Annotated in this window: 24 protein-coding genes and 1 tRNA gene; 13 read left to right on the top strand and 12 right to left on the bottom strand. The window is 61.4% G+C overall.

From position 1 onward, the window contains the following. Window positions 1-8: 8 nt before the first annotated feature. From ACI3KQ_RS04115 to ACI3KQ_RS04100, 4 genes are all read left to right on the top strand, one after another. A complete protein-coding gene (locus tag ACI3KQ_RS04115; protein WP_404955073.1) occupies window positions 9-2,546 on the top strand; it encodes a penicillin-binding protein 1A in 2,538 nt (845 codons plus the stop codon). A 119-nt stretch (window positions 2,547-2,665) separates the two neighbouring features. Then, a complete protein-coding gene (gene prfB / locus ACI3KQ_RS04110; protein ID WP_404955071.1) occupies window positions 2,666-3,793 on the top strand; it encodes a peptide chain release factor 2 in 1,128 nt (375 codons plus the stop codon). Continuing rightward, on the top strand, window positions 3,793-4,527 hold the full coding sequence (locus ACI3KQ_RS04105) for a class I SAM-dependent methyltransferase (RefSeq protein ID WP_404955069.1): 735 nt from the start codon (window positions 3,793-3,795) through the stop codon (window positions 4,525-4,527). The genes prfB and ACI3KQ_RS04105 overlap by 1 nt, the downstream gene beginning before the upstream one ends. A gap of 100 nt (window positions 4,528-4,627) precedes the next feature. Then, window positions 4,628-4,939, top strand: coding sequence for a PilZ domain-containing protein (locus ACI3KQ_RS04100; RefSeq protein WP_404955067.1), 312 nt, complete (start codon window positions 4,628-4,630; stop codon window positions 4,937-4,939). 12 nt (window positions 4,940-4,951) lie between these two features. Here ACI3KQ_RS04100 and ACI3KQ_RS04095 read toward each other — a convergent pair whose 3' ends face one another. From ACI3KQ_RS04095 to ACI3KQ_RS04085, 3 genes are all read right to left on the bottom strand, one after another. Then, window positions 4,952-5,107 carry a hypothetical protein gene (locus ACI3KQ_RS04095; RefSeq protein ID WP_404955066.1) on the bottom strand — a complete coding sequence of 52 codons (156 nt, stop codon included), beginning with the start codon at window positions 5,105-5,107 and terminating at the stop codon, window positions 4,952-4,954. Window positions 5,108-5,124: 17 nt separating this feature from the next. Further along, complete coding sequence (locus ACI3KQ_RS04090) at window positions 5,125-5,802, bottom strand: hypothetical protein (protein WP_404955064.1); 678 nt, start codon at window positions 5,800-5,802, stop codon at window positions 5,125-5,127. 88 nt (window positions 5,803-5,890) lie between these two features. After that, window positions 5,891-7,108 (bottom strand): toxic anion resistance protein, encoded by a 1,218-nt coding sequence (locus ACI3KQ_RS04085; RefSeq protein WP_404955062.1) that lies wholly within the window; start codon window positions 7,106-7,108, stop codon window positions 5,891-5,893. Window positions 7,109-7,307: 199 nt separating this feature from the next. On the opposite strand from ACI3KQ_RS04085, the gene typA reads away from it, so the two are divergent. Continuing rightward, window positions 7,308-9,125, top strand: coding sequence for a translational GTPase TypA (gene typA, locus ACI3KQ_RS04080; protein WP_404955060.1), 1,818 nt, complete (start codon window positions 7,308-7,310; stop codon window positions 9,123-9,125). A gap of 127 nt (window positions 9,126-9,252) precedes the next feature. After that, window positions 9,253-10,305: a DUF1176 domain-containing protein gene (locus tag ACI3KQ_RS04075; protein ID WP_404955058.1), complete on the top strand. Its 1,053-nt coding sequence runs from the start codon at window positions 9,253-9,255 to the stop codon at window positions 10,303-10,305. A 16-nt stretch (window positions 10,306-10,321) separates the two neighbouring features. Here ACI3KQ_RS04075 and ACI3KQ_RS04070 read toward each other — a convergent pair whose 3' ends face one another. Genes ACI3KQ_RS04070 through gluQRS form a run of 3 tightly spaced genes read right to left on the bottom strand, consistent with a single transcriptional unit; the run spans window position 10,322 to window position 12,041 of the window. Continuing rightward, window positions 10,322-10,891 carry a cob(I)yrinic acid a,c-diamide adenosyltransferase gene (locus ACI3KQ_RS04070; protein WP_404955056.1) on the bottom strand — a complete coding sequence of 190 codons (570 nt, stop codon included), beginning with the start codon at window positions 10,889-10,891 and terminating at the stop codon, window positions 10,322-10,324. Between the two features lie 28 nt (window positions 10,892-10,919). After that, window positions 10,920-11,153 carry a twin transmembrane helix small protein gene (locus ACI3KQ_RS04065; RefSeq protein ID WP_404955054.1) on the bottom strand — a complete coding sequence of 78 codons (234 nt, stop codon included), beginning with the start codon at window positions 11,151-11,153 and terminating at the stop codon, window positions 10,920-10,922. Between the two features lie 9 nt (window positions 11,154-11,162). Then, window positions 11,163-12,041, bottom strand: coding sequence for a tRNA glutamyl-Q(34) synthetase GluQRS (gluQRS, locus tag ACI3KQ_RS04060; RefSeq protein ID WP_404955454.1), 879 nt, complete (start codon window positions 12,039-12,041; stop codon window positions 11,163-11,165). Window positions 12,042-12,163: 122 nt separating this feature from the next. Between gluQRS and ACI3KQ_RS04055 the strand changes: the two genes are divergently transcribed. After that, complete coding sequence (locus ACI3KQ_RS04055; protein WP_404955052.1) at window positions 12,164-12,730, top strand: HNH endonuclease; 567 nt, start codon at window positions 12,164-12,166, stop codon at window positions 12,728-12,730. Between the two features lie 17 nt (window positions 12,731-12,747). Here ACI3KQ_RS04055 and ACI3KQ_RS04050 read toward each other — a convergent pair whose 3' ends face one another. Beyond that, entirely contained in the window at window positions 12,748-13,482 is a 735-nt protein-coding gene (locus ACI3KQ_RS04050; protein WP_404955050.1) for a Crp/Fnr family transcriptional regulator, read from the bottom strand. A gap of 209 nt (window positions 13,483-13,691) precedes the next feature. Here ACI3KQ_RS04050 and murA point away from each other — a divergent pair, with 209 nt between their 5' ends. Together murA and ACI3KQ_RS04040 are read left to right on the top strand one after the other, a co-directional pair. After that, window positions 13,692-14,975 (top strand): UDP-N-acetylglucosamine 1-carboxyvinyltransferase, encoded by a 1,284-nt coding sequence (gene murA, locus ACI3KQ_RS04045; RefSeq protein WP_404955048.1) that lies wholly within the window; start codon window positions 13,692-13,694, stop codon window positions 14,973-14,975. Further along, window positions 14,968-16,494: a sensor histidine kinase gene (locus tag ACI3KQ_RS04040; RefSeq protein ID WP_404955046.1), complete on the top strand. Its 1,527-nt coding sequence runs from the start codon at window positions 14,968-14,970 to the stop codon at window positions 16,492-16,494. Before murA ends, ACI3KQ_RS04040 begins: the two co-directional genes overlap by 8 nt. Here the strand turns inward: ACI3KQ_RS04040 and ACI3KQ_RS04035 are convergent. The 3 genes from ACI3KQ_RS04035 to ACI3KQ_RS04025 form a co-directional block, all read right to left on the bottom strand. Continuing rightward, the gene (locus tag ACI3KQ_RS04035; protein ID WP_404955044.1) at window positions 16,439-16,876 is read right to left on the bottom strand and encodes a response regulator; all 438 of its coding nucleotides are present in this window, start codon (window positions 16,874-16,876) and stop codon (window positions 16,439-16,441) included. The two genes, ACI3KQ_RS04040 and ACI3KQ_RS04035, sit on opposite strands and share 56 nt — an antisense overlap. 94 nt (window positions 16,877-16,970) lie before the next feature. Continuing rightward, on the bottom strand, window positions 16,971-17,198 hold the full coding sequence (locus tag ACI3KQ_RS04030; RefSeq protein ID WP_404955042.1) for a DUF2188 domain-containing protein: 228 nt from the start codon (window positions 17,196-17,198) through the stop codon (window positions 16,971-16,973). A 3-nt stretch (window positions 17,199-17,201) separates the two neighbouring features. Continuing rightward, window positions 17,202-17,819 (bottom strand): DNA-3-methyladenine glycosylase family protein, encoded by a 618-nt coding sequence (locus ACI3KQ_RS04025; protein ID WP_404955040.1) that lies wholly within the window; start codon window positions 17,817-17,819, stop codon window positions 17,202-17,204. Between the two features lie 77 nt (window positions 17,820-17,896). Between ACI3KQ_RS04025 and ACI3KQ_RS04020 the strand changes: the two genes are divergently transcribed. Then, window positions 17,897-18,214 carry a 2Fe-2S iron-sulfur cluster-binding protein gene (locus ACI3KQ_RS04020; protein ID WP_404955038.1) on the top strand — a complete coding sequence of 106 codons (318 nt, stop codon included), beginning with the start codon at window positions 17,897-17,899 and terminating at the stop codon, window positions 18,212-18,214. An 18-nt stretch (window positions 18,215-18,232) separates the two neighbouring features. Here the strand turns inward: ACI3KQ_RS04020 and ACI3KQ_RS04015 are convergent, their stop codons facing one another. Then, on the bottom strand, window positions 18,233-18,967 hold the full coding sequence (locus ACI3KQ_RS04015; RefSeq protein WP_404955036.1) for a hypothetical protein: 735 nt from the start codon (window positions 18,965-18,967) through the stop codon (window positions 18,233-18,235). 122 nt (window positions 18,968-19,089) lie between these two features. After that, window positions 19,090-19,830 carry a TrmH family RNA methyltransferase gene (locus ACI3KQ_RS04010; RefSeq protein ID WP_404955034.1) on the bottom strand — a complete coding sequence of 247 codons (741 nt, stop codon included), beginning with the start codon at window positions 19,828-19,830 and terminating at the stop codon, window positions 19,090-19,092. A gap of 104 nt (window positions 19,831-19,934) precedes the next feature. On the opposite strand from ACI3KQ_RS04010, the gene ACI3KQ_RS04005 reads away from it, so the two are divergent. From ACI3KQ_RS04005 to ACI3KQ_RS03995, 3 genes are all read left to right on the top strand, one after another. Continuing rightward, window positions 19,935-20,021, top strand: a tRNA-Tyr gene (locus ACI3KQ_RS04005). A gap of 80 nt (window positions 20,022-20,101) precedes the next feature. Then, window positions 20,102-20,422 carry a DMT family transporter gene (locus ACI3KQ_RS04000; RefSeq protein WP_404955032.1) on the top strand — a complete coding sequence of 107 codons (321 nt, stop codon included), beginning with the start codon at window positions 20,102-20,104 and terminating at the stop codon, window positions 20,420-20,422. A gap of 63 nt (window positions 20,423-20,485) precedes the next feature. After that, on the top strand, window positions 20,486-22,357 hold the full coding sequence (locus tag ACI3KQ_RS03995) for an ABC-F family ATP-binding cassette domain-containing protein (RefSeq protein WP_404955030.1): 1,872 nt from the start codon (window positions 20,486-20,488) through the stop codon (window positions 22,355-22,357). The last annotated feature ends 20 nt before the right edge of the window (window positions 22,358-22,377 follow it).

Genomic DNA, 22,377 nt, shown 5'->3' with positions numbered 1-22,377 from the left:
CGTTCGTCATGGAAGAGGCTCGCCCCGATACCGCATCATCGTCCTCCACCCGCCGGTTACGCGACCGCGTGGGCAATTTGCGGGAACGACTTGCCCCGCACTGGGACCGACGATGGGTGCGGTGGATCGCTATCGGCCTTGGCGGTCTTATGGCGGCGTTTTTCCTCTTCTGGCTGATTTTCGCGCGCGGCCTTCCCGATGCCGCGACGCTGCTGGAATATGAACCGCCGCTGCCCACCATCGTGCGCGACATCAACGGTCAGCCGGTGCATAGCTATGCCCGCGAACGTCGGGTCCAGCTGCAATATAGCGATTATCCACCGCTTCTGATCCGCACCTACCTGTCGGCGGAGGACAAGACTTTCTTCGACCATCACGGAGTCGATGTTCCGGGTTTTTTCGGCGCGGTGTTCGACTATGTGACGAAGATCGGATCGGGCCAGCGTGCCAGGGGCGGGTCCACGATCACCCAGCAGGTGGCCAAGAATCTGCTGATCGGCGATGAATATTCGCCCACCCGCAAGGTGAAGGAGATGATCCTCGCCTACCGCATGGAAGACGTGCTGACCAAGCAGCAGATCTTGGAACTGTATCTCAACCAGATATTCCTGGGTCGCAACGCCTATGGCGTCCAGGCGGCCTCACGCGCCTATTTTGACAAGGATGTGGCTGACCTCAAATTGCACGAAATGGCCTATCTTGCCATCCTGCCGAAGGGGCCGGCCAATTACCGCCCGGAAAGCCCGACCGGCCATGAGCGTGCTTTGGAGCGCCGTAACTGGGCTCTGGGTGAGATGGTCAAGAATGGCTGGATCACCGACGCGCAGCGGAACGAGGCGCAGGCGCAACCGCTGGGCACCGTGCAGGCGCACGGATCCGGCTACGACGCGCGAGCTGGCGGCTATTATATGGAAGAGGTGCGCCGCCGCCTGATCGAACGCTTTGGCGAAAAGGCAGAGGATGGCCCCAACAGTGTCTATGCTGGCGGTCTTTGGGTGCGCAGTCCCTATGATCCCAAGATGCAGGACCTGACCGCCACAGCGTTGCGCAACGGCCTTCTGCGCTTCGATGCGGGCAAGGGCTGGTCCGGGCCAGTGGGCAAAATCGACATCGGACGGGGATGGCGACGCGAATTGGCTGCCAGCTATGTCGGGGTTGATTATGCGTCGTGGCGCGTAGCGGTGGTGATCAGCCGCAATTCGTCTTCTGCAGAAATCGGTTTTTCGGATGGTTCCACCGGCACGCTGCCCGCAGGCGCCGCGCAAATGCCATACCGCCGCGCGGGCGGCCCTGCGTTCAACAGCATGAAGCCGGGCGACCTAATCGTGGTGACAGGCAACGGGTCCAGCTGGGCCTTGCGCAATGTGCCTGAAGTTTCCGGCGGCATGGTCGTCGAAGAAACTCATTCCGGCCGCATCCGCGCGATGCAGGGCGGGTTCGACAGCCGTCTTTCCTCCTATAATCGCGCCACGCAGGCGATGCGCCAGCCCGGGTCGACCATCAAGCCTTTCGTCTATGCCGCAGCACTGGACAGCGGCATGACGCCTGCTTCGATTATCGTTGATGGGCCGCTGTGCGTCTATCAAGGCGCAGGGCTGGGACAAAAATGCTTCCGCAATTTCTCCGGCGGCAGCGCAGGACCGCAGACCATGCGGTGGGGTGTGGAACAGTCACGCAACCTCATGACCGTCCGCGCCGCAAGCCAGACGGGCATGGATCGGGTCGTGCGCACGATCAAGGCGATGGGTATCGGCGATTACCAACCTTATCTTTCCTTCGCGCTGGGGGCGGGCGAAACCACGGTGGAGCGGATGGTGAATGCCTATGCAACACTCGCCAATCACGGGCGGCAAATGTCGCCCAAGGTCATGGATTATGTTCAGGACCGGCATGGCAAGGTTATCTGGCCTCTGAGATGGCGGCCTTGTGAGGGGTGCAACATGGCCAACTGGGATGGCAAGCCCATGCCCCGGTTCGGCTTTGAAGGGCGGCAGGTCATGAACCCCATGACTGCCTACCAGGTCGTGCACATTACCGAAGGGGTGATCCAGCGCGGCACCGCGACCGTGCTTGCTGACCTGAAGCGCCCGCTTTTCGGCAAGACGGGCACCACAAACGGTCCGACCAATGTGTGGTTCGTGGGCGGCTCTCCCGACCTCGTTGCGGGCGTTTATATCGGCTATGATCAGCCGCGCAGTCTAGGCGGCTGGGCGCAGGGTGGTCGCATCGCCGCGCCGATATGGAAGGCGGCTATGAAGCCCGTGCTTGAAACCATGCCCAAGACGCCGTTCGTTGCTCCGGCTGGCATCCGTATGGTCACGATAGACCGCCGATCGGGCAAGCGTGTCTATGGCGTCTGGCCTACCGACGAGCCAAAGCCTGCCATCATATGGGAAGCGTTCAAACCCGAATCCGAACCCCGCCGATCGATCCGCAAGGAAGAAGTCGCGGCCCAGGAAAAAGCCGCTGCCCAGCGGAACGCGGTGCGCCAGGGTGCTCAGCGAACGGATAGCGACTTCCTGCAGGATCAGGGCGGGATCTATTAAAGGCCATACTCCGCGACAGGATTGAATCTTCCCAAATCGGCCACCCTCGGATAGGGGCAGCGGTTTAGTGCGTTTTCGTCCTGGCGAGCGGAAGCGCCCGATATTTTTGGAGAGTTCCCATGCGCGCCGAAGCGCAGCAACATATCGACCGTATTGACGCCGCGCTGGACCTGCTGCGCCGTTTCCTCGACTGGGATCGCGCCTTGCGCCGTCTGGACGAACTAAACGCGCGCGTCGAGGATCCGACGCTGTGGGACAACCAGAAACTCGCGCAGGAAGTGATGCGCGAACGCACCCGGCTTGACGCTGCGATCGGCGCAACGCGCGCGATCGAAAGCGAAAAGACCGACACCGCCGAACTCATCGAAATGGCTGAGGCTGAGGGTGATGAGGATATGGTCAACGAAGCCATTGCGTCGCTGAAGGCGCTGGCGGACCGCGCTGATGAGGATAAGATCAAGGCGCTGCTGGCGGGCGAAGCTGATGCGAGCGACACCTATCTGGAAATCCACGCTGGCGCAGGTGGCACGGAAAGCCAGGACTGGGCCGAAATGCTCAGCCGCATGTACCGCCGCTGGGGCGAGCGACGCGGCTACAAGGTGGAACTGGTCGACTATCAGGCGGGTGACCAGGCGGGCATCAAATCCGCGACTTTTCTGTTCAAGGGCGAAAATGCCTATGGCTACGCCAAGACGGAAAGCGGCGTGCATCGCCTTGTGCGGATCAGTCCCTATGACAGTTCGGCACGGCGGCACACCAGCTTCTCATCCGTTTGGGTCTATCCCGTGATCGACGACAATATCGAGATTGAGGTGAATGAAGGCGACCTCAAGATCGATACCTATCGCGCGTCCGGCGCGGGCGGGCAGCACGTCAACACCACGGACTCGGCGGTCCGCATCACCCACATTCCGTCAGGCATAATCGTGGCCTCGCAGAATGACCGGTCGCAGCACAAGAACCGCGCGACTGCGATGAACATGCTGAAAGCCCGCCTTTACGAAGCGGAGCTGCAAAAGCGCGAGGCAGTGGCTTCGGGTGAATATCAGGCCAAGACCGAAATCGGCTGGGGACATCAGATCCGCTCCTACGTCCTCCAGCCCTATCAGCTGGTGAAGGACCTGCGCACTGGTGTCACTTCCACTTCGCCCGACGACGTCCTCGACGGGGCGCTTGACCCCTTCATGGCCGCTGCCTTGTCGCAAAAGGTCACGGGCGAAAAGGTTGATGTGGAGGACGTCGATTAATGAAGCCTCTGCCGGTGACAGGGGTGGCGCTGGCGGGAGTGGCGCTCCTGCTAACGGCATGCGGACCTTTTTCATCGAGCCAGCAGAAGGACCGCCCCGCGGCGGCGAAGGAGTTTCCACGTGCTGACCGCCCGGTCGCGCCCGTCGTGTCGACGCGCTGGTCCAGCGAAGAGGCGCGCGATCGGGTCAATGAAGCGGATGACATCATGGATAAGGCTGGCATTCGGCCCGGAATGACCGTGGCCGACATCGGCGCGGGCGAGGGCTATTATACCGTGCGGCTCGCCGATCGCGTGGGGCCGAAAGGACGGGTCCTCGCCGAAGATATCATGCCAGAGGTGATTGAGGCGCTGTCGCGGCGTATTACGCGGGAAGACTGGCGCAATGTCAGCGTTCGACTGGGGGCGCCCGAAGACCCGAAACTGCCTACGAACAGCTTCGACCGCATCTTCATGGTCCATATGTATCACGAGATTGCGGAACCCTATGCCTTTCTGTGGCACCTTAGCCCGGCGCTTAAGCCTGATGGTGAATTGATCGTCGTCGATGCCAACCGCCCAACCGACCAGCACGGCACTCCGCCAAGGTTGCTGGCCTGCGAACTGGCGGCCATGGGCTTTCGGATGGAGGAACTGATTCCCAAGCCGACGGCGGGAGGGTATTTCGCCCGTTTTCGTCGGATCGCCGCTCGTCCCTCACCCGGTTCAATCGTCCCCTGCGCGCTGCGATTTTAATCGCGCGACCGCTCGGAAAGCTGCTTGGTCGACTGTTAACCATAATATTGGTGACGAAATTGATCTTTTGATGATTGAATAGCGGAAGGGAGGGGCTGGCATGACCGACCCATATGATTCTCCGATCACCGGTGCCGCGCAACGGCGGCACGCTCCGCGGCATAAAATGTTCGAACCGGTGGCGCTCACCCTGAGGGGCGCCGAGCTGCGCGCTCATTTCCTGGACTTGTCATCTACCGGCGCTTTGGTCCATTGCGAAGTCCCGCCAAATGCCGGCAGCTACGTCATTATTCACGCGCTCGACCTCGAAACGAGCGGAAGGGTGAAATGGGCAAAGGGAAAGCGTTTTGGCATACAATTCAGCCAGCCCCTGACGCAGGCGATGATGGATGTTCTGATCCGTCAGGGCTAAAAGGATCGGCGTCTAATCGCGACGCCGCCATTTCCTGAAAATCGACAGCCCCAGCACGCCACCGCCCAGCAGCGCAGCGATTGCCCCGCCTGCCGATGCCAGTGCCCATGCACCCGCGACGAGCAGGCCGGTCAAAAAATCGACGATGATGAGCGTGAGATGGATCATGGGGAAAGGACGGGGGACTAATGCCCCAGTTGCCTTGCCTCCTGATATTTCATTTCAAGGAAACGGTTTTGGATGGCCAGCCGGTTCAGGTCACCGCTGGCCAGGCCTTCGCTCATCCTTGTTATTTCCGCATCAATGACACTCAACCCTTCGATGAGCTGTTGTTCGGGGACCCGACCGTTGCGCTCTTCGCGCCTCAGCGGCTGTGGGATTGACTGGTAGCCGGTGACGAGTTCGGGCAGATGGTCTGCCAGCAGCTTGCGCACCTCTTGGGCGGCAGGTTCCTGATCGGTCAGCCGTTCAAGCTGCGGAGCAAGGGTTTCCAGCTTGACCCCAATACTGTCGACAAGCGCTGCTGCTGGTGTCGGAAGTCCCTTTCGCTGGTTTTCCAGCCAAATTTCGGTTTGCAGTGGCAAAGCGCTGAGCGAGGTTCTCGAAAGGGCTTCAACCTTCACGGAACGCTCAGGCGGCATGGCGATGATCAGCAGCACCGCCGCCAGCATCACCCCCAGCGTGACCATCACGCCTGTAATGCCCAGCGGAATGAAGAACCCCGCCACGATGCTCGCTACCAGCACGGCCAGGATCGTCCAGACGGCATATCTCAGCTTACGCATCGCAGCGGCAATGCGCCGCTGGCGAGCACGGGCGGGCAGGCTCTGTCGCCGCTTTCCCTGGCGGTCGAACCGGTTCATCACCGGACGCTGCCCTTGTTGTCAGATCGCCAAAGCAATCCATCCAGATCCGATATTCCGACAAGAGAACAAGCGGCATCGATCAATGTCACGCCTCCAGCGAGCTTAGCAGCGGATTGTCCGGGCGGGCCTCTTGCGCGGCCTGTGCCTGACCTTCGGCACGCGCGATATAGCCTTTGGATTTTTCCACCTCGTCAGACAGCGTGTTCACAGTCGTCTTCATATTTTCCAAGGCCTTGGCTTTGAAGGTGTCGATGCTGTCCATCGTGTCGTAGATATTCTGAAATGCCCGGCGGAGGGTTTCGATCGGGATGGTGCTGGCCGCAGCCTGTTCGTGAATCGCGGCGGTCTGGCTCTTTAGCATCTCCCCGGTCGAATCGATCATGTTGGCCGTTGTCGTGTTGAGCGCCGTGATCTGTTCCAGCACCAGCTTCTGTCCGGCGAGCGCCTGGGCGACGGTCACTGCCGTCCGCAGGGCCGCAACGGTCGTGGTGCTGGCGCGATCCACACCCTTGACCAGCTCGACATTGTTCTTTTTGACGAGGTCGAGCGCCAGATAACCCTGCACCGTCACAGCCATCTGCGTCAGCAGGTCCTGGCTGCGCTGACGAACATAGAAAAGCGCGCTGTCGCGGATCGCCTTGGCCTTCGCCGGATCGGTCGAATCCAACTCCAGTGTCTTTGCCTCAAGCTGGGCGTCAAGTGTTTTGGAGATGTGGATCATCTGCTCAAGCCGACCCATCGTTGCCCACATATTCTGCCGCTCGACATCGATCGCGGCATTGTCCTTGATCAGGACGTCCTTTCCGCTGGCGAGCGATCCCAAAATGGAGTTGATGTGGCCCTGCGCGCTTTTATAGCCGTCGAAATAGTCGCGCAGACGATTGCCGAAAGGAATGATGCCGAACAACTTTCGGGGCGCGAGGAGGTTGCCGCGCTTGCCGGGGTCGAGGTCCTTGACCGTGCGGCGCAGTTCGGCCAGATCGACGCCGACCTTGTTATCGCTGTCCATAGCTCGCACCGGCCGGTCGAGGAATCGGTTGGAGTGGCCTGCCGCCTCCGCGATTTCCTTGCGTCCCATGCTCGTCAACTGATCGACGCGCACGCCGAATTCCGGGGAATTGGCGTCCTGCGCCACCAGATCGGCAACGAAAGCGCCGACCTTTTCGTCCAGCTTTGACCGCTTCTCATCATCCAGCGGCACGAGACCGGCGGCCTTGTCGCGCGCGACTGGTGGCACTGGGTCTGGAGGAGTCAGATTTAGCGTGTCTGTTGCCGTGGCCGTAATGGGGGAGGTGCTTGCCATATTGTCTCCTCGAACTGCCATATGCGACTATAACAGCGATCTTCGATGTGGAATATGGTCTCGCTAGGCCGTGGATGCAAACGTGAGGGGACAAGTCGCCGCCCTTGCCGCAACGCGTCATTTCCTGTAGGGGCGCGCCCGATACTCTGGTCAGGCGCGGTGCCGGCCGGGAAAACGAAAAATCCCAAAGGCATTATCCATGTCCCTGCGTAACATCGCCATCATCGCGCACGTCGACCATGGCAAGACCACTCTTGTCGATCAATTGTTCCGCCAGTCCGGCACTTTCCGAGACAATCAGCGGGTCGAGGAACGGGCGATGGATTCCAACGACCTGGAAAAGGAGCGGGGGATCACGATCCTGGCGAAGCCGACCTCCATCGAATGGAACGGCACCCGCATCAATATTGTCGATACGCCCGGCCACGCCGATTTCGGCGGCGAGGTGGAACGCATTCTCTCGATGGTGGACGGCGTGATCCTGCTGGTCGATTCGTCGGAAGGCGCGATGCCGCAGACGAAGTTCGTGACCGGCAAGGCGCTGGCGCTGGGCTTGCGCCCGATCGTCGTCGTCAACAAGGTCGATCGCCCCGACGAACGCATCCAGGAAGTGCTGGATGAAGTGTTCGACCTGTTCGTGACGTTGGAAGCGACCGATGAGCAGCTCGACTTCCCCGTGCTCTACGCGTCGGGCCGTAACGGTTATGCGAGCGATAATCCCAGCCGCCGCGAAGGTACGCTGGAACCGATGTTTCAGAAAATCGTCGATCATGTGCCGCCGCCATCGCTGGATCAGGACGCCCCGTTCAGCTTCCTGGTGACGTTGCTCGACCGTGACAATTTCCTGGGCCGTATCCTGACCGGCCGCGTTCAGTCGGGGACGGTCAAGGTCAACCAGCCGATCCACGCACTGGACATGGATGGCAATGTCATCGAAACCGGCCGCGCGTCGAAGATCATGTCCTTCCGTGGCCTTGATCGCGTCCCGGTTGATGAAGCAAAGGCGGGTGACATCATTTCGCTCGCCGGTCTCACGGTCGCGACCGTCGCCAACACGATCTGCGACACGTCGGTCACTGAACCGATCCAGGCGCAGCCGATCGACCCGCCGACCCTGTCGATGCGTTTTGCCGTCAATGATTCGCCCATGGCTGGCCGCGAGGGCAGCAAGGTGACGAGCCGAATGATCCGCGACCGTCTGGCACGTGAAGCCGAATCGAACGTCGCCATCAAGGTCACCGAAAGCGAAGACAAGGATAGCTTCGAAGTCGCCGGTCGTGGTGAATTGCAGCTGGGCGTTCTTATCGAGACCATGCGCCGCGAAGGCTTTGAACTGGGTATCTCACGTCCGCGCGTTCTGTTCGGTGAGGACGAGGCTGGTAACAAGACCGAGCCTTATGAAATCGTCGTCATTGATGTGGATGATGAATTTTCCGGCACGGTCGTCGATAAGATGAACATCCGCAAGGCGGAGCTTACCGATATGCGTCCGTCTGGCGGCGGCAAGACCCGCATCACCTTCTCCGCGCCCTCGCGCGGCCTGATTGGTTATCATGGCGAATTCCTGTCCGACACGCGCGGCACTGGCATCATGAACCGCCTGTTTGAAAAATATGGCCCCCACAAGGGCAAGATCGAAGGCCGCAAGAATGGCGTGCTGATCTCCAACGGCTCGGGCGAGGCCAATGCCTATGCTCTGGGTCCGCTCGAAGAGCGCGGCATTCTGATGGTCGGCGTTGGCGAGGCGCTCTACGAAGGCATGATCATTGGTGAGAACGCCAAGCCCGAAGATCTTGAAGTCAACCCGATGAAGTCGAAGGCGCTGACCAACTTCCGCGCTTCGGGCAAGGACGATGCCGTTCGCCTGAGCCCGCCGCGCAAGCTCACGCTGGAACAGGCGATTGCCTATATCGACGACGACGAAATGGTCGAAGTCACGCCGAAAAATATTCGCCTGCGCAAGCGCTACCTCGACCCGAACGAGCGTAAACGCATGTCGCGCGCCAAGGCGGCCTGATTTCAGACCGACAAAGAGGAGCCTGATCCACCCGGATCGGGCTCTTTTTTTGTGCAGGCTTGCGGATCATTTTGCTCGCGCAATGATGCCACTACACCCCAGACGCAAATTGCGTTATGGTTAAGGCATGGGGGCGAAACGCATATTCACGCTGGCAGCTATGCTGTCGGCGATCATAGGTCTGGCACCTGCATTGGGGGGAACGCCAAGGCCCGGATCACTCGAAACCTACAAGGACTGGACCATCGGCTGCGACAATCGCGGACGATGTGAAGCTGTGTCCCTTATGCCCGAAGGCGGCGACTGGCCCGACGATCCGGTGACCGTCGGCATCGTGCGGGAAGCAGGCGGATCGAGTGAGCCGGAAATCTGGATCAGTCGCGACGGCAAGGGCCGGGAGCAGCTTGGACTGGTCATCGACGACCGCAAGGTCGCCACTGCAATCAGCGAGGAAGGCGAGGCAAAGCTGCAAGGTGCCCAAGCCGCGACGTTGGCCATGGCTATCGCCCGTGGCAATCGGATGGATGTGCGGGTCGGCGCGAAGCTGGTCGGGCAACCCTCGCTGGCCGGCGCGGCGGCGGCGCTGCGCTATATGGACGCGCGACAGGGTACGGCTGGCACTCGTGCCGCTCTGGTGGCGAGGGGGCCGCTGGCGCGCAGCGTTGTGCGGTCAGCGCCTCCGTCGATCATTATCCGTCGAGCAGACATCCCCCCAGGCCCAGCCCCGCAGCCCCTGTGGCGGGAGGAGCGAGCGGCATTGGGCAGGCTGACGGGCTGCGCTGATGAGATGCGCGATGCTTCCCCGCCGGAACTTCATCGCCTGTCCAGGACCGAGTCCCTGGTCCTGACGCCATGCGGGGCAGGGGCCTATAATTTCACTTCGGTGCCTGTCATCGCTAGCGGCATTGCCGGTCGGCGGACCTTCCGCTTTGCAAGCTTCGACCATCCGCCGGGATGGAGCGAAAACGCCAATCATCCCATGCTGGTCAACGCGGCATGGTTGGCGGACACCGCGACGCTGGAAAGCTATGCAAAGGGGCGTGGATTGGGCGACTGTGGCGGCAGCGAATCCTATGTGTGGGATGGGACACAATTCCGCCTGGCCCAAGCCAGCGCGATGGGGGAATGCCGTGGCGCGCGGCAATGGATCAAAGTCTTCACGGCCGATGTGGTGAAGTAGCACTCCCTTCAGGGGTTCAGCGGGACGCGCCGGGCACCCATTTTACGTCGGCGGCGCCGTTGTCGTTCACGCGGCGGGCCAGGACGAACAGCAGATCGGAAAGCCGGTTGAGATAGGCCAGCGCCTGTGGGTTGAGGGCGGTCTCTACCGCGGCTGCGGTGGCGCTGCGTTCGGCGCGTCGCGTGATGGCGCGGGCCAGATGCACTGCCGCCGCTGCGGGCGATCCTCCCGGCAGGATGAAGCTGTCGAGCGGGGCAAGATGCGTATTCATGGCGTCGATCTGATCTTCCAGCCGCTTGACCTGCGAAGCGACGATGCGGAGCGCCCAGGGTTCATCATCGCCATCCGGGATCGGGGTAGCGAGGTCCGCGCCCAGATCGAACAGATCATTCTGGATCGTGGTCAGCCATGCCCCTTCGGGCGTATTGCCGATCGCCAGAACGGCAAGGCCAATGGCGCTGTTCGCTTCATCCACATCGCCCACAGCCTGCATGCGCGGCGCGTGTTTGGGCAGGCGCGATCCGTCGACAAGACCCGTCGTGCCCGCATCACCCGTGCGGGTATAAATCTTGTTGAGCTTCACCATGCCGCGCGCACCTTAACAGGTTTCAAGGTCAGCCATTGCCCTTCATCAGAAGCAGGATGGCGACGATGATGACGGCGGCTGCCTGGAACAGGATACGGTTCATCATCATCTTGTTCTGTTTCAGGCTGGATCGGCTGGGTCCGCTTTCGGGCGAGTTCAACTGTTCCTTCGTAGCCTGAAGGAAGGCGATGATCCCCCGCACCAGCGCGAAAAGGGTGGCGCCCATCGCAAGGATGAGGACGATGACGAGGACTGTGTTCATCCACCGAAACTAGGCGCTGGCCAGCGAAATGCCAACCGGAAAGCGCGCCGCGTGCAAATCCTGCGCAAGCTGGCGAGGGTCCATGCCCTGAGCGCGCAGATCCGCCAATGCGATGGACCCGTCCCGCTTCGCCAGCCTTTTCCTGTCTGCCCCCACCAGCAGTGGATGATGGCAATAGACGGGGGACGGCAGGCCGAGCAGGGCCTGGATCAAACGGTGGACATCGGTGGCGGCGCGCAGGTCTTCGCCCCGCAGGACATGACTGACCCCCATATCGGCATCATCCAGTGTGCAGGACAGGTGGTAGGAGGCGGGCGCATCCTTGCGGGCGAGAACCACGTCCCCCGCCGCCAGCGGTTCAGCGTTCACGCGTCTGGCCTGAGCGCCAGGGTCGGGAGGGAAGGGCAGGGCGTCCCACGTCAACGGACCGCTTCTATCCACAGCGGAAACCATGTTGATGCGCCAGGCGTGTGCCTGTCCTGCGGCCATTCGCCGGGCGCCCTCGCTTTTGGATATGGCGCGACAGGTTCCGGGATAGATCGGGCCTTCCGGTCCATGCGGTGCACTTGCGCTGGCGGCTATGTCAGCACGGGTGCAGAAGCATGGATAGAGCAGCCCCATGCTGCGTAACCGTTGCAGCGCTGCCTCATAATGATCGAGCCGCGCGGACTGGAAGATGATGTCTTCGTCCCACTCGACGCCCAGCCATTGAAGGTCGCGAATGATGCCATCGACATGTTCGGGGCGGCTGCGGGTGCCATCAATGTCTTCAATCCGAAGACGAAACAAGCCGCCATTCCGGCGTGCCATCGTCATTGCCAGCAGCGCCGACCATCCATGCCCCACATGGAGCCGACCGGTTGGGCTGGGCGCGAAGCGCGTCACCATATGCTGTGGCGTAAACGGTGGAGTCACACTCGGCCTTGACGGACTGGGGTCGTTAATGCTGTCATGCTCACGTCACGTTCCTGGTCGATCAGAGCGTCGGCAAAGGGGGATAGAGGGTTCTTATGTACCATCCCGACCTGATACGGCATCCGGAAAACTGTCCGGCGCTGGTTTTGAACGCCGACTATACGCCGTTAAGCTATTATCCGTTGAGCTTGTGGCCTTGGCAAACCGCTATCAAGGCGGTTTTTCTGGACCGGGTGGACATCGTTTCCAGCTATGAACGGGAAGTCCACAGTCCCAGCCTGCAGATGAAAATCCCGTCCGTAATCGCGCTTAAACAATATGTGCGCCCGTCGGAACATCCGGCCTTCACCCGTTTCAACCTGTTCCTGCGCGACCGGTTCGCCTGTCAATATTGCGGGTCGGGGAATGACCTGACATTCGACCATGTCATCCCGCGCCGGGCGGGTGGCCGCACCACCTGGGAAAATGTCGCGACTGCATGTTCTCCCTGCAACTTGCGGAAGGGCGGGCGCACGCCACAGGAGGCGCGGATGCGCCTGCACGTCACGCCGATCCGCCCGACCAACTGGCAGTTGCAGGAACATGGTCGCGCCTTCCCGCCCAACTATCTTCATGAAAGCTGGCACGACTGGCTTTACTGGGACGTGGAACTGCTTGCCTGACGGCTGCCGCGCGTGGCTCACGGTTGGTTCGGAAACCAGTCGAAATCCATGTCCTTGTGGCGATTGGTATAATGGCCGATTTCTTCCAGCCTCTCCATGTCGAGCAGGGTAATGCGCCCATTGGTTCGGCTGATCAGCCGTTCCTGCTCCATCTGCCTCACCATTCGATTCACATGAACCGACGTGAGGCCGATAGCGTCGCCGATTTCCTCTTGAGTAAGCTTAAGGTCGAAACTGTCGATAATGCCGTCGTCCGTCACCCGTAGCCGATCGAAGATGTCGAGCAGGAACGACGCGACGCGAGCCTTGGCCGACGTGCGGCCCAGTGAAGCCAGCCTATCGGTAAGCGCTACCCTTTCGGCATTTGACAACAGGAACAGCAGCGCTGCAACGCGCGGATGTTCTTCCAGCAACCGGCGAAGCGCATGCTTGTCGAAAGGGCAAATCACCACGTCCGTCAAGGCCACCAGGGACTCCGGCGCCTTGCTGTAGATCGTGCTGGCCGACCCGATGAAGTCTCCGGGAAAATAGACCCGCAGAATCTGGCGGCTGCCGTCGGGCAGGAGGACGTAACTCATCGCCCGCCCTTCGCGCAGGACGAATAGTTCCGTGATCGTTTCGTTAATGCGCTGGATCATCGCGCCTCGTTTCACCTTGCGCGGATTTTCCTCTAGCCTGGAAAGCGCATTCTTTTCCGCATCGGACAGGGACACATGTTTGCCTACCCTTTCCGCGAAGCAACTTGTTGCCACTCCACACACCTTCTACTGAACATTGTCGTTACGGTGACAGAACGCCCCGCCTGCCTTTTGGCTGCATTTGCAGCGCGTGCACTAAACTCGATCAATATCGTGCGCAGGATCGTACAAATGTTTCCGGGGACGGCAGCAACGGCGCGTTGTCGGCCCTGGCGAGCGTGTCGCGCCTTGCGCGTGGCGCAATTAACGTTAAGACCCAGCCGATGGATCGTATTCATATTCGCGGCTGCAATCCGCTCAACGGCCGTCTTCCCATCTCCGGCGCGAAAAACGCTGCGCTGACCCTGTTGCCTTGCGCATTGCTGACGGACGAGCCGGTAACGCTGCGCAACCTGCCTCGCCTTGCCGACGTGGACAGTTTTGGTCATCTGCTGAACCAGTTGGGCGTGTCGACGATGATCGAAGGCGCGCGGCCAGAGGATTTCGGCCGCGTCATGACGCTGCGCGCGGGCCGGGTCACGTCAACGGAAGCGCCCTATGACATTGTGCGCAAGATGCGGGCATCGATCCTGGTTCTGGGACCGCTGCTCGCCCGCGCGGGCGAAGCGCGCGTGTCGCTGCCGGGTGGCTGCGCCATTGGCAACCGACCGATCGACCTGCACCTGAAAGCGCTTGAAGCATTTGGAGCGGTGATTGAGATCAGCGCGGGCTATGTCCGCGCGAGTGCGCCGGATGGCGGGCTGCCAGGCGGCATGTTCACTTTCCCGGTGGTGTCGGTCGGCGCGACGGAAAATGCGTTGATGGCGGCGGTGCTGGCAAAGGGCACCTGCATCCTGGAAAACGCCGCGCGCGAACCGGAAATCGTCGATCTGTGCAAACTGCTCGTCGCGATGGGCGCTGATATAGAAGGGATCGGCAGCGACAAGCTGACCATATATGGCCGGGACCGGCTGCACGGCGCGACCTACAGCGTCATGCCCGACCGGATCGAAGCGGGCAGCTATGCCTGCGCGGCGGCGATTGCCGGCGGGTCGCTGGAACTGGCCGGCGCGAATGCGGACGACATGCATGCGATTCTGGCCGCGCTCCGCGATGCGGGCGTCGATGTGCAGGAAAGGAAGGGCGGCATCACCGTGTCGTCTGATGGGAAGCTAAAGCCTCTCAACTTGTCCACGGCGCCTTTTCCGGCTTTCCCCACGGACATGCAGGCCCAGTTCATGGCGATGCTGACCAAGGCCGATGGCGCGTCGGTATTGACGGAAACTATCTTCGAAAATCGCTACATGCACGTTCCCGAACTGGCCCGCATGGGTGCAGACATCAGCGTCAACGGTCGCACTGCCGTGGTGCGGGGCGTCGATCGCCTGGTTGGTGCGCCAGTGATGGCGACCGACTTGCGGGCGTCGATGAGCCTGATCCTGGCCGGTCTGGCGGCGGAAGGGGAAACGCAGGTAAACCGCGTCTATCATCTTGACCGCGGCTATGAGCGGCTGGAGGAAAAGCTGTCGGCTGTGGGCGCCGACATTGAACGGGTCAGCGATGGCTGACGGCGGCGGCGGGCTGGAGACTGATCGTGCTGCGTTGCTGGCGGGATACGATCTGGATGCCGGCGGGTTTATTGCGTTGGACCAGATCACGGACTTCGCGGCTGCCCTCTGCGCTTCGCCGATCGCCCTGGTAAGCATCGTCGAGGATCAGCGGCAGCGTTTTCTGGCGCGCACCGGGTTGGACGCCGAAGAAACGCCGCGCGACCTGTCCTTTTGCGCCCATGCGATGCTGGACGACGCAATATTCGTCGTTCCCGACGCCACGCGGGACGCGCGCTTTCAGGATAATGCGCTGGTCACGGGGCCGCCATTCATTCGCTTTTACGCTGGCGCGCCCTTGGTGGGCAGGGAGGGCGTGCCGTTGGGCGCGCTGTGTGTGATCGATGATCAGCCACGTCAGGATCTGACCCCGCTTCAGCGTCAGGGGCTTGCCCTGCTGGCCCGCCATGTGATGGTCGAACTGGAAGGACGCAGGCGGGATCAGGATGTGATCGCCCGGCAGATCAAGGACGCCGAAGTGGTGGCGCAAAGCGACCGGCTGTTTCGCACCCTGGCCGATACGATGCCGCAAATGGTCTGGTCCACGTTGGCGGACGGCTATCATGACTATTACAATGCGCGCTGGTACGAATATACCGGCGTGCCGGATGGATCGACGGATGGCGACGGTTGGAATGGCATGTTCCATGTAGATGACCGGGAACGAGCCTGGGCATGCTGGCGTCACTCGCTTGAGACAGGCGAGCCCTATGATGTCGAATATCGGTTGAGGCATCGCAGCGGTGAATATCGCTGGACGCTGGGACGCGCCCTGCCGATCCTGGATGCGGAAGGCCGGGTCACGCGATGGATCGGCACCTGCACCGAAATTCACGAACAGAAGCTGATGTTGGAAGAGCGTGAGATCATTGCGCATGAACTGTCCCATCGCATCAAGAATATCTTTTCGGTGATTTCCGGCCTGATTGGCCTGTCGGCCCGCGCTCATCCGCAGATTAGCGATGTTGCCGATGATCTGCGTGACCGGATCATGGCGCTTGGCCGCGCCCATGATTTCGTGCGGCCTCATGGCAATGACGGTGGAGCCACCGCGCTGGAGGGCGGGCTGCGCGGCATATTGGATCAGATTTTCGCGCCTTATCAGGATCCGGCTCGGACCCGCATTATCTTTTCGGGCGAAGACCCGGCAATCGACGATCGGTCTGCGACCCCGCTGGCGCTATTGTTCCACGAACTTGCCACCAATGCGGCAAAATATGGCGCTTTGTCCGTCCCGGAGGGGCGCGTCGATATCGTCGTTGAACGCCAGGACGGCGACGTTCATATCATCTGGCGAGAGAAAGGCGGCCCGTCCGTCACACCCGCCAGTGCCGAAGGCTTTGGCAGCCGCTTGATGCAGCTTAGCGTCGAACGTCAGTTGGGCGGTGATATGGTGCGGGACTGGCGACCGGAAGGTTTGACGATCAGGCTGCGGATCCCGTTCCATTCCATGAGCCGGGCAGCGGCCGGAAAGGCGTAAAGCCGACAATCTCTGCGGCTTCCAGCGCTGCGCTGTCATCGGCGATAAGCTGCAGCGTGGCGGTGATGCTGTCGGCGCGGAAAGGTTTGGCGATGACGCCCAGCGCCGCTTCCGCTGCAGCGCCGATCTGTGCGGGATTGGCGGTTATGTAGATGACTTGGACGCCGAACTGGCTGGCCAGTTCCATGCCTATGCCAGGGCCGGTCGGGCCATCACGCAGGTTCAGGTCGACGAGCGCGATGTCGCAGCCCGCCGCCGCCGCCAGGGCAGCTTCCCGGTCGGCAGCGATGGCGCCTACCTTGAACCCAGCATCTTCAACGATCTGTTCGATTTCCAGTGCGACGAAAATTTCGTCTTCGATGATCAGGACAGTCTTGTTCATGTCTTTGCCAGAGGCCCCCGGAGGCGTTAAATGCGCAAGGACAGCTCTGGTTCCCCGCTTGATCCAGAATGCCGCCTTCGGTTGTGCCATTGGGCTAGGGTGCTGGATTGGAATCGGTAGTCCACAGGGTTTCGAATTTTGTCCCCTGCATCAACAGGACGCTCGCGGGATAGCCGTCCTCACCAGCTTTGCGGGCGGTCCCGGTCGCACTGTCGACAGCGGCCTGCTGAGTGGCGAAGGGGCCATAATAGCGATTGTCGAGATTGATCTTCCATTCGCCCTCATGTTCAAGGACGATGTAACGTGCATGGGGTAGGGACATGGGTCAAATAACCTCCGTATTATAATGGTGCCAAGCCAGGATGGCGGCCGCGCCGCGATGGGGTCGCCATCTTTCCGCGACCTCGCGGGTCTGGCGTTCACTGGGCCGGCCCGGCAAGCCCAGGATGCGACCGACCTCGATCTGCACCGCCAGGTCGCCGGCTGGCCAGATGTCCGGTCGTCCTTCGGCGAATAGCAGGTAGATTTCCGCTGACCAGCGCCCAATACCCTTGATGCGTGTCAGCAACTCAATCGCTTCCTCATCATCTTCGGGCAGGGCGTGAAGGTCGATAGCGCCGCTGGTCACCATTTCGGCAAGGCTGCGGGCATAGCCCTGCTTCTGCCGCGACAGGCCGCAGCTTCGCAACGCGTCGAAATCCCGTTCCAGCAGGACGTCCGGCACGCAGCCTTCGCCCAGTTCCGCTTCCAGCTTGCGCCATACGGCGGCGGCGGCGGCGACGCTGACCTGTTGCCCGACGATGGTGCGCAGCAATGTTTCATATCCTGGTTCCCGCACCCTGGGCTGGGGATAGCCCACGCGCCCTATGGCCGCGGCAAAACCGGGTTCGAGCGCCGCGATTGCGTCCAGGCTTTCACGCAACCTTTCTGCTGTCGTCACCATCGCACTGACCTTCCCGCTCTTGATTTATTGGCGACCCAGCCTATGAGCGGCGAGGAAGTTTTAGGGGATTTGAGTACATGCCCAAGCTGATTGTGGTCAACCGATCAGGTGAAGAACAGGCCGTTGAGGGCGACACTGGCCTGTCCGTGATGGAGGTCATTCGCGACAATGGCTTTGACGAGTTGTTGGCGCTCTGCGGTGGCTGCTGTTCCTGCGCGACCTGCCATGTCTATGTCGATCCCGCATTTGCAGGCAAGCTGCCGGAAATCGGTGAGGATGAAAATGATCTGCTGGACAGTTCCGACCATCGCAACGAAACCAGCCGCCTGTCCTGTCAGCTCACGCTGAACGATGATCTGGATGGCCTGCGCGTCACCATCGCGCCGGAAGACTGATACCGCCTGCAAAAGCGCCTATCGGCTGACGCGCAGCGTCGCCGTTGGCGCTTCGGTGGTCAGTGGCGTGATCTTCCACAATATCCGCTTTCCTTGAGCCACGGTCTGCGCGCCGTCTTCCTGATTCTGGCTGACAATCTCTGCGTCGGTCGTCAGGGTAAAGACGCCGTCCAACGCCTTCGCCGCGTCGTTGCCAGACCCGCCTTGCGCCATGGGCGGTGCGCTTTGGTCGAAATCGCTGGAATATCCCGGTGCCTTCACACGCACCCGGTCGTCGCCGCGCAGTTCGACGGCGACAAATGGCAAAATGATCTTTGCATCGCTGTTGAATGGGAACAGGAAGCTGTGGGTTAATCGCCCGCTGATCGCATAATCGATCTCGAAACGGTTGCGCCCCATATAGCGCACCGAACGAAATCCCTTTTCCTTTGAAAGGGCAGTGGCGATTCCCTGCATCTGCCTTTCGTCGCCATGCACATTGCTGGCGTCAAACCGCTCTTCCTGCCCCGCGGTGAACGCGGTTTTTGTATAAGCGCTGTCTTTCGGTTGGGGCTCTGTTTCTTCCACCGGGGTGGCAGGAGAGGGTTCCAGACCCTTCATGTCCGACGCGAGTATCTCACCTTTGTAGGTGAAGCTGAACTGGCGATCGGCCCGGATGTCCAGCGTCGATTCGAACTTGCCCGGCGTCACCAGGCAGGCGGACAGCGCCAGAAGAGCAGCCATTGCGCCCAAGGAGCGGAAAAGAACAGCCATTGAAAACCCCCATCTCCATGGTCCCGGCGGCGTCGCGCGCCAATCGCCCGCGCCGCTGCCAGAACCAGCCTATTGTTGTTAGTGCGTTTTCGAAGCCGGGGGAATCACCTAGTGGAGTGGCTCTATCGACTGGCCGTCGCATAAAGTGCGATGGCCGCGGCATTGGATACGTTCAGGCTTTCCATGCGTGGGCTGATCGGCAGCTTTGCCAATATATCGCAGTGGTTCATACTGTTATGGCGAAGCCCTTCACCCTCTGCGCCGAGCACCAGCGCTACCCGCGATTCGCCGATCGCCTCGCCCAGGGTCGTGTCTGCCTCTCCATCTAGGCCGATGCGCCAATAGCCAGCTTCCGCGATTTCATCCAGCGCGCGGGCCAGGTTCACGACACGCACCCATGGCATGATTTCCAGCGCGCCAGAGGCCGCGCGCGCGAGCACCCCCGATTCGGGCGGTGCATGCCGATCCTGAGTCACGATGCAGAGCGCGTCAAAGGCGGCGGCCGAACGCAATATCGCCCCGACATTATGAGGATCGGTCACCTGGTCGAGCACCAGAACCGGGCGACGGTCATCCTGCCCTGCCTCCAGCGCGTCGCCCAGCCAGACGTCGTCCAACGGCTCGACTTCCGCCACAATGCCCTGATGTGGCGCGTCGGATGGCACCATGCGCCCCAGGTCAGCGACATCGGCATAGACGATGGGCAGCACCGGCGGCAGGTCCAGCGCGTTCAGCGCCTCACGCGTGCCCCAGATCTTGCGAACGGTGCGGTTGGGATTGGCAAGCGCCGCGATCACGGCATGGCGACCGTAAAAGCGGGGGAAGTTGCCCTTGGGCTTGGATGTTCGATGTCCTTTTTTCATGGACCGCTCTTTTCACATCGGACCATTGACAGGCAAGCGTCCTTTCGCCATTGAGCGCGCCTCCAGCGCGGTGACATCATCTTTGTCCACCGTGTCAGGGCACTGGACAGGTGGCCGAGTGGTTAAAGGCAGCAGACTGTAAATCTGCCGGGGTTTCCCCTACGTTGGTTCGAACCCAACCCTGTCCACCACCCTTGCGGATGCGCCGCCTCTTTCGGGTTTCCGGCTTGCGCATCCTTCTTTCGAGCCCGCCTGAAAAAGGAACGCTGATATGGCGTGGCTCATCCTTGGCATCGCTGTGATATCCGAAATCTGCTGGGCGCTCAGCCTTAAATGGGCGGCCACGATCGCGACGTGGCAGGCGTCGGTGGTGCCGATCAGCCTCAGTTTCCTCAACATGGGCTTGCTGGCGTTGGCGATGAGGGGCCTGCCCGCTGGCACGGCCTATGCCGTGTGGACCGGCCTGGGCGCTGTGGGTGTCATCATTGGCGGGGTGATTCTGTTCGGCGACAGGGTAACGGCGGTTCAGGCCGCTTTCATGGCGCTGACGGTCGTGGGCGTCGTTGGGACCAAGTTGTTCGCCTCTGCATAAGTGGTCATGCCGCACGTGCAGCAAAGGGCTGACCCTGCGCTGTTCTCCTGCTAAGGGCCCCGCATGTTGAACCTGAAAGACATCACCGTGCGCCTGGGTGGCCGCACCATTCTCGACCGCGCGAGCGCCGCTTTGCCGCCGCGCAGCCGCGTGGGGCTGATCGGCCGCAATGGCGCGGGCAAATCGACGCTGATGAAGGTGATGATCGGCCAACTCGACCCGGATGAGGGCAGTTGCGACATGCCCCGCGATACACGGCTTGGCTATATTGCGCAGGAAGCGCCCACCGGCACCGCCACACCATTCGACACGGTGCTTGCCGCCGATGGTGAGCGCGCGACCTTGCTGGCCGAATCGGAACATACCGAGGACCCGGATCGGCTGGGACATATCTATGAGCGGCTGAATGCCATTGACGCTTATACCGCCCCGGCGCGGGCGGCGCGCATTCTGGTCGGCCTGGGCTTTGACGAGGAAATGCAGGGGCGACCCCTCGACAGCTATTCGGGCGGTTGGAAGATGCGGGTCGCGCTTGCCGCGTTGCTCTTTTCGGAACCTGACCTGCTGCTGCTTGACGAACCTTCCAACCATCTCGACCTGGAAGCGACGCTGTGGCTTGAAAATTTCCTGAAGGCCTATCGTGGCACGGTCGTCGTGATCAGTCACGAACGGGACCTGCTCAACAATGTCGTCGATTATATCCTGCACCTGGAAGGGGGGAAGATCACGCTTTACCCCGGCGGCTATGACGCATTCGAACGGCAACGCGCCGAACGGCTGGCCCAGCTGGAATCCGCGCGCGTCAAGCAGCAGGCAGAGCGGGAAAAGCTGCAGGACTATGTCGCCCGCAACTCGGCGCGCGCATCGACCGCAAAGCAGGCCCAGTCCCGCGCCAAGGCGCTGGCCCGGATGCAACCGATCGCCGCCGCAATCGAAGACCCCAGCCTGGCTTTTGCTTTCCCCAGCCCGCCCGAATTGCGCCCGCCGCTGATCACCATGGACATGGCGTCGGTCGGCTATGGCGACACGCCCGTGCTGAAGCGAGTGAATCTCCGCATCGATCCAGACGACCGGCTGGCGCTGCTAGGTCGCAACGGTAACGGCAAGACGACGCTCGCCCGGCTGATCGCCGCCCAACTCGCACCCATGGAAGGGGCGATGGCCAGTTCGTCCAAGATGAACGTCGGTTATTTCACCCAATATCAGGTGGAGGAACTGGACATCACGGACACGCCGCTGGACCATATGACGCGGGTGATGAAGGGCGCGACCCCCGGCGCGGTGCGCGCGCAACTGGGCCGCTTCGGCTTTTCGGGCGAGCGCGCGACGCAGAAGGTGGGCAGCCTTTCAGGGGGAGAGCGGGCGCGGCTTGCGCTGGCGCTGATCACCCGCGACGCGCCGCACCTCCTGATCCTGGACGAACCGACCAACCATCTGGACGTCGATAGTCGGGAGGCGCTGGTCCACGCGCTGAACGATTATTCAGGCGCGGTGGTGATCGTCAGCCACGACCGCCACATGATCGAACTTGTGGCCGACCGGCTGGTGCTGGTCGATGGCGGAACGGCGCAGGAATTTGCGGGCAGCCTGGACGATTACACCAGCATCGTGCTGCGCAAGGCGGACGGCAATGGTGGTGGGGGAGGCGACGCGCCCAAGGCCGACCGGAAGGCGGAAAAGCGCAATGCGGCGGAATGGCGCGAAAAGCAGAAGGGCCTGAAGGCTGCGGTCAGCAAGGCGGAAAAGGAGATGGCGTCTCTGGCCGCCGAACGCAGCCGGATCGACCAGGCTCTGTTCGATCCCAAGGGTGCATCGGGTGCCGAAGCAAAGATGACGATGACCGATCTGATGGTGAAACGGGCGGCTGTCGACAAAAAGCTGGGAGCGATTGAGGAAAGCTGGATCGAAGCGAGCGCCGCGCTGGAAGCGCATTAAAGCGTTTTTCCTTGCTCAAA

The sequence above is a fragment of the Sphingobium sp. ZW T5_29 genome, assembly GCF_044987515.1.
Classification (GTDB): Bacteria; Pseudomonadota; Alphaproteobacteria; order Sphingomonadales; family Sphingomonadaceae; genus Sphingobium.
The sequence above is the reverse complement of the archived record's forward strand: the minus strand, read 5'-3'. Positions and strand labels throughout refer to the sequence as shown.

Coding starts and splice junctions, on each gene's coding strand:
- ACI3KQ_RS04055 (WP_404955052.1), top strand. CDS start 12,164: ATGTACCATCCCGACCTGATACGGCATCCGGAAAACTGTCCGGCGCTG.
- gluQRS (WP_404955454.1), bottom strand. CDS start 12,041: ATGGTGACGCGCTTCGCGCCCAGCCCAACCGGTCGGCTCCATGTGGGG.
- ACI3KQ_RS04030 (WP_404955042.1), bottom strand. CDS start 17,198: ATGTCCCTACCCCATGCACGTTACATCGTCCTTGAACATGAGGGCGAA.
- ACI3KQ_RS04105 (WP_404955069.1), top strand. CDS start 3,793: ATGAAGCCTCTGCCGGTGACAGGGGTGGCGCTGGCGGGAGTGGCGCTC.
- murA (WP_404955048.1), top strand. CDS start 13,692: ATGGATCGTATTCATATTCGCGGCTGCAATCCGCTCAACGGCCGTCTT.
- ACI3KQ_RS04075 (WP_404955058.1), top strand. CDS start 9,253: ATGGGGGCGAAACGCATATTCACGCTGGCAGCTATGCTGTCGGCGATC.
- ACI3KQ_RS04035 (WP_404955044.1), bottom strand. CDS start 16,876: ATGAACAAGACTGTCCTGATCATCGAAGACGAAATTTTCGTCGCACTG.
- ACI3KQ_RS04010 (WP_404955034.1), bottom strand. CDS start 19,830: ATGAAAAAAGGACATCGAACATCCAAGCCCAAGGGCAACTTCCCCCGC.
- ACI3KQ_RS04085 (WP_404955062.1), bottom strand. CDS start 7,108: ATGGCAAGCACCTCCCCCATTACGGCCACGGCAACAGACACGCTAAAT.
- ACI3KQ_RS04090 (WP_404955064.1), bottom strand. CDS start 5,802: ATGAACCGGTTCGACCGCCAGGGAAAGCGGCGACAGAGCCTGCCCGCC.
- ACI3KQ_RS04040 (WP_404955046.1), top strand. CDS start 14,968: ATGGCTGACGGCGGCGGCGGGCTGGAGACTGATCGTGCTGCGTTGCTG.
- ACI3KQ_RS04095 (WP_404955066.1), bottom strand. CDS start 5,107: ATGATCCATCTCACGCTCATCATCGTCGATTTTTTGACCGGCCTGCTC.
- prfB (WP_404955071.1), top strand. CDS start 2,666: ATGCGCGCCGAAGCGCAGCAACATATCGACCGTATTGACGCCGCGCTG.
- ACI3KQ_RS04100 (WP_404955067.1), top strand. CDS start 4,628: ATGACCGACCCATATGATTCTCCGATCACCGGTGCCGCGCAACGGCGG.
- ACI3KQ_RS04065 (WP_404955054.1), bottom strand. CDS start 11,153: ATGAACACAGTCCTCGTCATCGTCCTCATCCTTGCGATGGGCGCCACC.
- ACI3KQ_RS04000 (WP_404955032.1), top strand. CDS start 20,102: ATGGCGTGGCTCATCCTTGGCATCGCTGTGATATCCGAAATCTGCTGG.
- typA (WP_404955060.1), top strand. CDS start 7,308: ATGTCCCTGCGTAACATCGCCATCATCGCGCACGTCGACCATGGCAAG.
- ACI3KQ_RS04070 (WP_404955056.1), bottom strand. CDS start 10,891: ATGGTGAAGCTCAACAAGATTTATACCCGCACGGGTGATGCGGGCACG.
- ACI3KQ_RS04025 (WP_404955040.1), bottom strand. CDS start 17,819: ATGGTGACGACAGCAGAAAGGTTGCGTGAAAGCCTGGACGCAATCGCG.
- ACI3KQ_RS03995 (WP_404955030.1), top strand. CDS start 20,486: ATGTTGAACCTGAAAGACATCACCGTGCGCCTGGGTGGCCGCACCATT.
- ACI3KQ_RS04015 (WP_404955036.1), bottom strand. CDS start 18,967: ATGGCTGTTCTTTTCCGCTCCTTGGGCGCAATGGCTGCTCTTCTGGCG.
- ACI3KQ_RS04020 (WP_404955038.1), top strand. CDS start 17,897: ATGCCCAAGCTGATTGTGGTCAACCGATCAGGTGAAGAACAGGCCGTT.
- ACI3KQ_RS04115 (WP_404955073.1), top strand. CDS start 9: ATGGAAGAGGCTCGCCCCGATACCGCATCATCGTCCTCCACCCGCCGG.